General features: G+C 59.4%; 9 protein-coding genes, 4 pseudogenes and 1 riboswitch. Of the genes and pseudogenes, 4 read left to right on the plus strand and 9 right to left on the minus strand.

Annotated elements, in window-relative coordinates; genetic code table 11:
• A pseudogene (locus tag RHIBUN_RS36150) lies at positions 1–191 on the minus strand (helix-turn-helix domain-containing protein); the annotation flags it as partial.
• Positions 192–411: 220 nt separating this feature from the next.
• Here RHIBUN_RS36150 and RHIBUN_RS0132230 point away from each other — a divergent pair.
• Positions 412–672 carry a hypothetical protein gene (locus RHIBUN_RS0132230; protein WP_018117109.1) on the plus strand — a complete coding sequence of 87 codons (261 nt, stop codon included), beginning with the start codon at positions 412–414 and terminating at the stop codon, positions 670–672.
• 60 nt (positions 673–732) lie between these two features.
• On the opposite strand, the pseudogene RHIBUN_RS34590 reads toward RHIBUN_RS0132230, so the two are convergent.
• The 4 genes and pseudogenes from RHIBUN_RS34590 to RHIBUN_RS0132260 all read right to left on the minus strand — a co-directional run bounded on the left by RHIBUN_RS34590 (position 733) and on the right by RHIBUN_RS0132260 (position 4,480).
• Positions 733–1,243, minus strand: a pseudogene (locus RHIBUN_RS34590) (transglutaminase-like cysteine peptidase).
• Positions 1,244–1,524: 281 nt separating this feature from the next.
• Positions 1,525–1,677, minus strand: a pseudogene (locus tag RHIBUN_RS36665) (porin family protein); the annotation flags it as partial.
• A gap of 289 nt (positions 1,678–1,966) precedes the next feature.
• Positions 1,967–3,532, minus strand: coding sequence for an EAL domain-containing protein (locus RHIBUN_RS0132245; protein WP_025662798.1), 1,566 nt, complete (start codon positions 3,530–3,532; stop codon positions 1,967–1,969).
• A gap of 384 nt (positions 3,533–3,916) precedes the next feature.
• Entirely contained in the window at positions 3,917–4,480 is a 564-nt protein-coding gene (locus tag RHIBUN_RS0132260) for a histidine phosphatase family protein (RefSeq protein ID WP_037218235.1), read from the minus strand.
• A 51-nt stretch (positions 4,481–4,531) separates the two neighbouring features.
• Positions 4,532–4,678, plus strand: a riboswitch (cobalamin riboswitch).
• Positions 4,679–4,703: 25 nt separating this feature from the next.
• Between RHIBUN_RS0132260 and RHIBUN_RS0132265 the strand changes: the two genes are divergently transcribed.
• The 3 genes from RHIBUN_RS0132265 to RHIBUN_RS0132275 are packed head-to-tail and all read left to right on the plus strand — an operon-like array spanning position 4,704 to position 6,320.
• Positions 4,704–4,913, plus strand: a complete 210-nt coding sequence (locus tag RHIBUN_RS0132265; RefSeq protein WP_025662800.1) for a CbtB domain-containing protein — start codon at positions 4,704–4,706, stop codon at positions 4,911–4,913.
• A 13-nt stretch (positions 4,914–4,926) separates the two neighbouring features.
• Positions 4,927–5,670 carry a CbtA family protein gene (locus tag RHIBUN_RS0132270; RefSeq protein ID WP_025662801.1) on the plus strand — a complete coding sequence of 248 codons (744 nt, stop codon included), beginning with the start codon at positions 4,927–4,929 and terminating at the stop codon, positions 5,668–5,670.
• A 41-nt stretch (positions 5,671–5,711) separates the two neighbouring features.
• Positions 5,712–6,320: a hypothetical protein gene (locus tag RHIBUN_RS0132275; RefSeq protein WP_025662802.1), complete on the plus strand. Its 609-nt coding sequence runs from the start codon at positions 5,712–5,714 to the stop codon at positions 6,318–6,320.
• A 46-nt stretch (positions 6,321–6,366) separates the two neighbouring features.
• Here RHIBUN_RS0132275 and RHIBUN_RS0132280 read toward each other — a convergent pair whose 3' ends face one another.
• From RHIBUN_RS0132280 to RHIBUN_RS34595, 4 genes and pseudogenes are all read right to left on the minus strand, one after another.
• Positions 6,367–7,056 (minus strand): helix-turn-helix transcriptional regulator, encoded by a 690-nt coding sequence (locus RHIBUN_RS0132280; protein ID WP_025662803.1) that lies wholly within the window; start codon positions 7,054–7,056, stop codon positions 6,367–6,369.
• A 202-nt stretch (positions 7,057–7,258) separates the two neighbouring features.
• Positions 7,259–7,921, minus strand: coding sequence for a sulfite oxidase-like oxidoreductase (locus RHIBUN_RS0132285; protein WP_025662804.1), 663 nt, complete (start codon positions 7,919–7,921; stop codon positions 7,259–7,261).
• Positions 7,922–7,981: 60 nt separating this feature from the next.
• Positions 7,982–8,797: a LuxR C-terminal-related transcriptional regulator gene (locus tag RHIBUN_RS0132290; RefSeq protein ID WP_025662805.1), complete on the minus strand. Its 816-nt coding sequence runs from the start codon at positions 8,795–8,797 to the stop codon at positions 7,982–7,984.
• Between the two features lie 185 nt (positions 8,798–8,982).
• Positions 8,983–9,206, minus strand: a pseudogene (locus tag RHIBUN_RS34595) (IS630 family transposase); the annotation flags it as partial.

Genomic DNA, 9,206 nt, shown 5'->3' on the forward strand with positions numbered 1-9,206 from the left:
CATAGCGCACCGGCCGCCGGGACCGGTCCGTCAGGCCTCCAGCCCGTCCTCCTTGTAGCGATTGAAGATCTTGTAGCCGGTCTTGCGCGAGATCCCGAACGACCGACACACCTCGCTCATCCCTCGCCCTCCAGTAAACGGGCGACAAATCCAAGACGCTCATCCATGACCGAAGTCTCTCTCCACGGCATCCACACCTCCCGACCAAAATCGAAAAATGTAACCCATGTCTCCGGTACGGTCTGTCACCTATCTCTCAGGTCGGGCATTACGCATTTTCTTCTGTGGACTTTCCCATAAACCTTGGCTGCGGGCCTTTCTCCGTTGCTTACCCCTGTGCACCATGGGTCTGCGCTGTTGTCATCATTGTCGCTTAGACTGCTCGGCGAAAATCACGGATCGGATTTGAGAATGGCGAAGAAGCCGAAACTGGAACATTCCGAACTTGCCGGTGAGTTTACCGATGATGGCGTGACCGTGCTCGTCGACATCTTCCGTCCGGCGGGCACGAATGGCGACTGGAAAATGGAAGTGGTGACCCAGCACGAGGATCTCATCGAATGGGAAGAGCCCTTCGCGACCGATCGCGAGGCCTTTGACGAGTTCCTGGCGACGATCGCACGCGAGGGGATCCGAACATTTCTGGAGGAAGAGGACCCGTCCGTCCACTAGCCCTTGCATCGTCGCGAAGGCGCGCGGCCGGCCGGCAAGCTGAGAATTGCTCGCAGCGCTCTACGTTCCGGAATATTGGTCCGCTCTCGGGCCGGCCAGCGTTACTTGCCAGGCGCTTCTGTCGTTGAAGTTCTGGCTCGCCAGGAAAGTGTATCCCGTGCTTGCCCAGGGTTTTACTTTGCCTGCAAGATTGTCGAGGACATAGTCGCCGGATCTCAGTCGGGCCAGCAGAACGACATGGTTGTTGCCGCGGCGATCGATGACAACCGAAAGCGCCAGTTTGTTCGACGCAAAGCCGGCGCCCAGCAAGGTTTTCAGCTTCAGTAGGGCATAGTCTTCGCAGTCGCCTTTGTTGTTGATGGGAAGCGACCAGTATTCGGATTTCCCCGATGTCTGTGCGTCCGTCGCTGGCGTGACGCCAGCGTTGACCTGCCGGTTCACCTTTTGAAGAAAAGGCATAGCCTTGTCGTCGGTCATCTCGTGGCCGCCGTTGCCATGGCAAAGCCAAGTATAGCGCGTGCAAGCCGAAGGGGAAGCCTATCGGCGCTCCAATGGCGCGTGATGCGCGCAGGGTGGATCCTGCATAGCTCTCACCAGAAAACGCGTGAAAACAAGCGTGAACGCCGCGAAAGCTGCCAAGGTCCGCATCGAAAACATCCTATCGGCTGAGTGCTGCGCAACCAAGGTGGCGGTAACCAGGGCGGCGGTAACGAAGGCGGCGGTAACCAGGGTGGTGGAAACCAGGGTGGTGGAAACCACCACTAAGGCTTATCTTACACGGCGACCAGCCTCAGTTCAGAGAAGCAAAGCCCGGCGTATGTCTGGGCTTGGTCATTTCATCGTTGAGCAGTCTCAAAATCTGAAGCCAACGCCGACGGTAACAACGTTCTGATTGAAATCGGTGTCTATGCCCAGCAGGACTTTGCTGCCGTAGTCGTTGTAGCGATATTCCACGCGCCCGAAGATGTTGTAGTCGAGACCGGCTCCGGCTGTCCGCCCTGAGAACTGGCGTCGAAGCTGTTCCAGGTGAAAACTGGTGCTGCCGGTACAACCGCGGCCGCCGGCCGCCCGCTCATAAGATCGGGGGGCGACGCCGCCCCTGCAAGACAAATGAAGGCCGCCGAGGCGGCAGCGATACGAAAATACGCGATAAATCCCTCCCCTATGACAAGGTCCACTCGCCTTGCGCACCGGTCGGGCTAGGTCCGATCGGTGATCGCGAACGTGGCCCTGCCTGAACGGGTCCATTACGAATTTCTGATGTAGAGGACTACTGGAGAGGAGTGCGGAGCGCTTATCCGTTGGCCAATGTCTCGTGACGGTCAAGGGCGAACGAGCGCGTTTCTTCGGCGGGCATCGCCTTGCCGAAGAGATAGCCCTGTCCGACATCGCAGCCGAGTTGAAGCAGGTGGCCGAGTTGGCGATGCTCTTCAATGCCCTCGGCGGTGGTCTGTATGTTGAGGCTGCGCCCGAGCCCAAGCATGGCGCGGATGATTTTTTCCTGACGCTCATCATCGCGATACGTTGCGATGAAGCTCTTGTCGATCTTGATCTTGTCGAAGCGATAGCGGGCGAGCTGGGCGAGGCTGGAGTAGCCGGTGCCGAAATCGTCAAGCGCGATCTGAACGCCTGCATCGTGGAGTTCATCCAGGATGATTGCGGCAACCGCCGGATCCTGGATCAGGGCATTTTCGGTGATCTCGATCTCCAGACGACTTGGCGGAAGACCATTTGCCGACAACACCTTGAAGATGCGCGAGGCCAGCAGCTTGTCCTCCATCTGCACCGGAGAGACATTGAAGGAGAGGGTAACGTGGTCGTCCCAGGCCAGGGCGTCTCTGCAGGCCTGCGCCAGAAGGTCTTCGAAAAGCTCGGTGATCAGCCCGGTCTCTTCGGCAATGCCGATGAACTCCGGCGGCGGAATGGCGACGCCTTCTTCGTCCGTCCAGCGAGCGAGCGCTTCGAAGCCGCAGACCGTGCCTCTCTTGAGATCGATCAACGGTTGATAGAAGGGGCGGATGACCTTTTGCTGAATTGCGACGCGCAGCTTGGATTCCAGCGTCGCGCGCTTTGCCACCTTGTCCTGCATCGAGGCTTCGAACACCATGTGGTGGTTGGGGCCGCGTGACTTCGCCTCGTACATGGCGAGGTCGGCTCGGTGGGCCGCGTCCTCGAGCGGCTCTTGACCCTGCTCCCAGCGATCGTAGCCGACGCTGGCGCCGACTTCGACCGCGAACCCGTTGATGTGAATGGGCCGTGTTACGGCTTGAATGAGCAAACGCGCGAAGCGTTCTTCATGGCGGGAGGAGAGGCCAAGCGCAACGACGACGAACTCGTCGCCGCCGAAGCGATAGACGCAGTCCGCGTTTCCGATTGCGCAGATCCGTTTTGCCACCTCGATCAGAAGGGCGTCGCCGCCATTGTGGCCGACAAGGTCATTGACCTTCTTGAAGCCATCGAGGTCTATCGAGAAGATTGTAACGTTCTGCTCCCACTCGTCACCTTCGACGTCGGTCTTCGTCCTTCGCGGCAGGACTTTCCGTTCGAACGCATAGCGGTTGGGAAGTTTGGTGAGGTGGTCGTGGGTTGCTGTCCAGTCGGCCTTGGCCTGAGCGGTGGCCCGCAGCTCCATCTCCTTGCGCAAATCGACAATGCGCAGGATCGAATAGACGAAGCTCATCGCCCCGCCGATGCCAAGGGCGAGGACGAGCTTGTCTGCACCATAGCTTTCGTAGGCGCCGACGAAGGCGACCACACAGTTATCCAGTTCCAGGATTGCACCGACGAGCCATAGCGTTACCCCCAACGCCATGACCAACAAGCATTGCCTCCCGGCCCTGCTCTGGAAGAATACCGGCATGCTTTACTCCATCTCCACCCGGGCGCTGATGTATCATGGAAGTCTGAAGCGTTTGTTCAAATCAAAGGGCGATTTCTTGTTGTCAAATCGCTATCATAGCGTGTGAACTGGCTCGAAAGCCGCGGTGAAAAACGAGGCGAGCGCTTGGTCGCTCGCCTGTTGTTCTCAAAGTCTGGTTAGAAGGGTGACGCTGATGACGAGCAGGAGAAGCATCCCGGCGCCAGTCATACGTAGCAGACGCGTGCGTCGCATCCGCGCGCCGCTCCAATCATAGGGCATGCAAAGTCCTCCTTGGGGCAAGGATTGACAGCCCGACGGTGTCGGGTCGAGAAACTATTGCATCGATTGCTTGCGTAAGGCTGGACTAAATTATCGCCCTGAAAATTAGGTGGTTTGTCCTTCGAAGCGCAGGGACCAGCGGCTTCCGTTGCTGGTCATGTGAGCGACGGCGAGCGGTTCGATATCGGTAATCCAGAATGATGACAGGGGGGCATTCAGCGTGCCGATGATGGCTGCTCGGATGACCGTCGCATGGGTAATGGCGATGATGTTACCGCCGGACTGCAAGTGCTCGCGCATCCAGCCGTTTACACGCATGCACACGGCAGCGATCGCCTCGCCACCATGCGGGGCTTCCTCCGGTTGCGCCATCCAGGCGGCAAGGTTCTCGGGTTCCGCTTGCTGGATCTCGGCGATCGAACGGCCCGCCCAGCGGCCAAAATCGCAATCGGCGAGCGCCTCGGAAACTTCCGGCTGCAAGCCAAGCGCGCCGGCCGTCTGCCGCGCGCGCAGCGTCGGGCTGGCGAAGACGCTGCCGGCGTGCCGCAGGCGTGGGGTGATTGCCCGTGTGGCAATGATTGCCTTTTCATCCAGCGGTTCGTCCTGCGGGAAGCGCGCCTCGCGGTTGGCGGCCGTCGGGCCGTGGCAGATCCAGGTAAGGCGCGTCATCACGTTCGTTATCTCCGGATATCGGGGAGCGTGGCCCGCCGCTGCATGAAGTTTCGTTGACAGGTTCGAAGCGCCAGATATAACGGTGATGTTGTGGGTTTGGAAACCGGTGAAATTCCGGTGCGGTCGCGCCACTGTGATCAGGACGAGGATACCTCGGACTGGAAGTCAGACCCTGCCACGCAACGATTCTCGACTGAACGCGTCATTCCAGGAGGAATACATGTCTGACACTACTTTTGCGCCCGACGCCGCACCGGCTCCGATTCCGGTTGGCGAGCTTTTGCCTTGGGCCATCTTCGGCGGTCTGCTGATGCTCATCGCCATCTATTTCGTCGGTACTGAAGAGGGCGCGATGGCGCTTTTCAACGGTATGTACGTGCACGAGTTCGTGCATGACGGCCGGCATCTCCTCGGCTTCCCCTGCCACTAAGGGAGTTCCGGACATGGTTGGAAATCTTTTGCTTCGCGGCATGCTCGCGGGGATGATCGCTGGCGTCCTCGTTTTCGCCTTTGCGCATACGTTCGGCGAGCCGCTTGTCGACCAGGCGATCGCGTTCGAGGAGGCGGCCGCCCAGGCGGCGGGTGAAACTGCTGAGCCTGAAATCGTCAGCCGCGCCACGCAGGCGGGCCTTGGCCTCTTGACCGGTGTAATGGCCTACAGCATTGCTGTCGGCGGCCTGTTTGCCCTCGTATTCGCCTTTATCCAGGGGCGGTTCAGCAATCTGAGCGCCCGCGGGACCTCTGCCCTCATCGCCGTTGCGGCGTTTGTCGCTATCGTGATCGTACCCAACATAAAATATCCGGCCAATCCGCCGGCAGTCGGCAATCCCGACACCATTGGCGTCAGGACCGAACTGTTTTTCCTGATGATCGTCGTTTCGATCGCTGCGCTTGTAGCGGCAATTGCGCTTGCACGCCGCCTCACGCCGCGGTTCGGTGTGTGGAATGCGGCAATCGCGGCAGGTCTGGCCTATGTCGGTTTCATCGGCCTCGTGCAGTATCTGCTGCCGCCGATCAACGAGGTTCCGGAGAATTATTCGGCTATGGTTCTCTGGCGTTTCCGTACGACCACGATCGGGATGCACGCCATCCTATGGGGCGTTCTTGGCCTGGCCTTTGGTGCTCTGGCCGAGCGCAAGCTCGGTGCCGCACCCAGGCTCAGCGCTCGCGCGTCGGTCTTCCATTGATCGGAGAAGGCTCCGGAGCAATCTGGAGCCTGTCCTCAGAGATGACCAGTCGGCGGCCCATTTTTCTTGTAGCCATGATCGCTGTCCTGCAGCTTTGGTCCGTCGCGGCCGACGCGCACCAGCGGAGCAGCGGTTCCCAAAGCGGCATCGCGATCGCCGAGATCTCACATGGCGAAATGGTCATGATGGCGGAGTATCGCGATCGGATCATTGATCTCGCGGCGCGTGCCACGGACACGAACGAGCCGTTCCGACGCGTGCTGAACTATGCGCAGATCCAGCATGCCTATTGTCTCTGGGGCAAGATGCCGGGCGGGGTGACCGACGAGGCCAGTCCATTCAATGAATGCTCGCACGCCTACCTCGCGGCAACGAAGGCCGTGCTGCTGTCGATGCGCAACATGGGCGCCGAGGCGGAAGAGGCGGAGGCCATCGTCTCTGCGATCGATGCCGGCATGGTGTTGCGCGGTCTGGCGCTGATCACCTGCGAGTTCAGCGGTGAGGCGTTCAACACTGCGGATGTCGTTCGCCCGGTATGGAGGAATGTTCCCTTGCATCCCGGCAGCATGGTGACGGTTACCGGCTTCGCGGCGGTGTTGCTGGCTGCGGCATATTGTGGACGGCGGCTGCTTCGGTGGATCGCGCCCTGACGAAACCTGCTCCGGCAGACCGTCCTTAATTTAACCCTGAGCGGCTCTAGCTCTTCTCGATATCGCGGTCGAGGTGCGTCGCAATCAGCATGGCCGCGAGATGGACAGTGTTCTTCGCTCCGTAGCGCTCCTTCATGCGCTCCAGGCGGTGCTCGACCGTGCGGTGTGAAATGCCGAGGTCAGCGGCGATCTCCTTGGCCGTCGCGCCTTCCGTCAGGAGCTGCATCACGGCTTCATCGGTCGCATCCATGCGTGCTCGCTGCTGCGGCGGGTTGAACATGAAGCGGCCGTTCGAGACCGCCAGAAGCCAGGCTGGATGCTGTGCCGTTGTCTTTTGCGGAAGGATCAGCCGTTCGTATCCGATGTTGACGCCAAGCACCCGTGTCTTGACCAGTTCCATCGACGGCTTCTGCGTGGCGATCACCTCGCGATAACGCGGGATGACGGCCGTCTCCATGTAGCCCCGATCCTTGAATTCGCCGATGCGCTGATCGGCAAAGAGCTTGTTGATGTTCAGGATACGCGAACTAACGGTAGAAGTGCGCACGACCTTCAGATGCCATTGCAACGGATCGTCGCCGTTGAGAACGACGAGCGTCATCCTCATCCGGATCGTCAGGAGCTCGAGGACGTCGCGATAGATGTCCTCTGGAGCGGCCGGCAGTTGCGGCGTGGTATGCAACCATGCGTCCAGCAGTTTCTGCGTGACAGTATGAAATGAAGTGTCCTTGTTCATCAATCCATGCGCGATATCTGGAATCGTTGCACTACGACAACCCAAAATGGGTACAGCTTTCAACAGCCGACCACGGCTGAATCGTCGTAAGGCATTAATATGAAAAATATATCGCTCGCTACATCTATTTTGAAGCGAATTTCTAGGTGCGCGTTCTGCACGTTAAGCGGGTTCAGGCTGCAGGCGCCCGCGGCGCCTGGTTTCAATCACCCGAGTAGCGTTGTTCGCGCCAGGGGTCGCCGTACATGTGATAGCCGTTCTTTTCCCAGAAGCCTGCTGCATCGGCCGGTAGCAGCTCGATACGGCGCAGCCACTTGGCGCTCTTCCAGAAATAGAGATGCGGAACGACGAGCCGCATGGGGCCGCCGTGATCGCGCGTCAGCGGTACCCCTTCCCAGGAGGTTGCGAGGATGGCATCTTCCGCGGCGAAGTCGGAGAGCGGCAAGTTTGTCGTATAGCCATCATAACTCGTCAGCATGACGTAGTGAGCTTCCGGCTTCGGCATTGCCTGATCGAGCAGCTCGCGGGTCGAAACACCCTTCCACTTGTTGTCGTAGCGTGACCACGTCGTCACGCAATGAATGTCGGTGACTTTGGTGCTCTGCTCGAGCGCCTGGAAAGCGGTCCAGGTAAGGTCAAGGGGAGTTTCGACCAGTCCACGGACTTCCAGGCGCCATGTGTCGGGTGGGATGATCGGGTGCTGGCCGAGATCAAGGACCGGCCAATCCTTGACGAGGTGCTGACCCGGCGGCAGGCGCTCGGTTTCCGGGCGACTGATGCGGCCGGTGAGGAATTTTCCTTCCTCGGCCCAACGGCGCTTCGATCTTGTGAGCTTGCTGTCGGTCGGGGTTTGATCGTCGCTCATCGCTGGCCCTTTCGCGTTGCGGCAATAGGGCATCCGGGCTTCGAGACTGTCAAGCGTGTGTCACGACAGATTCTTGAGGTACAGCGAGAGGAGCTGTGTTTGCGACGATATGCCGAGCTTGCGGTAGACGTTGCGCCGATGAACCTTCACGGTCCCTGTCGAGATGTTGAGTTTCAAGCCAATCGACTCGGAGGAGTACCCCTGAAGGACAAGATCGACGATCGCGGTCTCGCGGCTGGTGAGATTGAGATCACGCCACACCGCTTCGGCGGGCTGCAGGGCGCTTTCACTGGCGTTGCGTTTGCGGTTGCCGCGGGCTCTCGAATGCTGTTGCGCATCAAAGCGAGTTCCGAGCCCGGCCCAGTAGTGCCGAACCATGTTTGCGATCAATGGTTCGGCTTTCTTCAGCAAGGCAAATTCCGCGGGCGGGAAGGGGCCGGTCTTTTCGTTGCGCATGAGCGAAAGAACGATCGTAGTATCATCATCGGCCGTGACGAAGAAACCGATCTCCTCTGCAAGGCCTGTCTGGACGTAGTAAGTCCGGTAGTACTCGCTGGAGAAGAAACGGTCGGGCGCCAATTCCCGCATCCGAAACACGCCGGCGCGACGTTCATGGGCCGTGTGGTAGAACGGATCGAGGAGGTAGGGGCCAGCCTGGTAGAGGGTCACGAAAATGATGCGCTCCTTCGGGTCGAAGGTGCTGTAGAGATCGATCGGCCGCTCCTTGCCGCGATAGGCGAAGACAACGACGTAGTCGAAGCTTACGAGCGCCGCCATCATCTGACGGAAGGTCTCGCCGAATTCCGCATCGCCCATCGCCTGCCGGCCAATGGTGGCATTGAAGGCCCGAAACAGCGCCTCCAGGTCAGTGCTCATTTCCCGGAACCTCCTGATCGCCCCGCGCGGAAATCCGCTCCCCGTGTATATACCTTCCATGAAGGCTTTGCGGCTAGAATACCCCTCTCGGGGTATATACCGTGAGGGAAGGGCGCGCTTAGTCTTTCCACAACGACGGTGGCAAAAGGCAGCACTAGTAGCGCGTTTTCGTGGTTCGAATCATATCAAGCAGCCTCGGCGAGCTTGTATGACCAAGTGTGGATGACGGGATGACGATTGATGTCGTCGATACCGGCCATAATGCGTTCCTTGAGCTCGTGTTTTGAGGTCACCCGGATGTGGCGCAGGACGGAGCGGGCGAACTTGGAGAAGAAGCCCTCGATCAGGTTGAGCCAGGAGCCGTGTTTGGGCGTGAAGGTAAATTCGAAGCGGCCTGCCGGTCGTTTAT

The organism is Rhizobium sp. IBUN (assembly GCF_000510625.1).
GTDB lineage: Bacteria > Pseudomonadota > Alphaproteobacteria > Rhizobiales > Rhizobiaceae > Rhizobium > Rhizobium altiplani.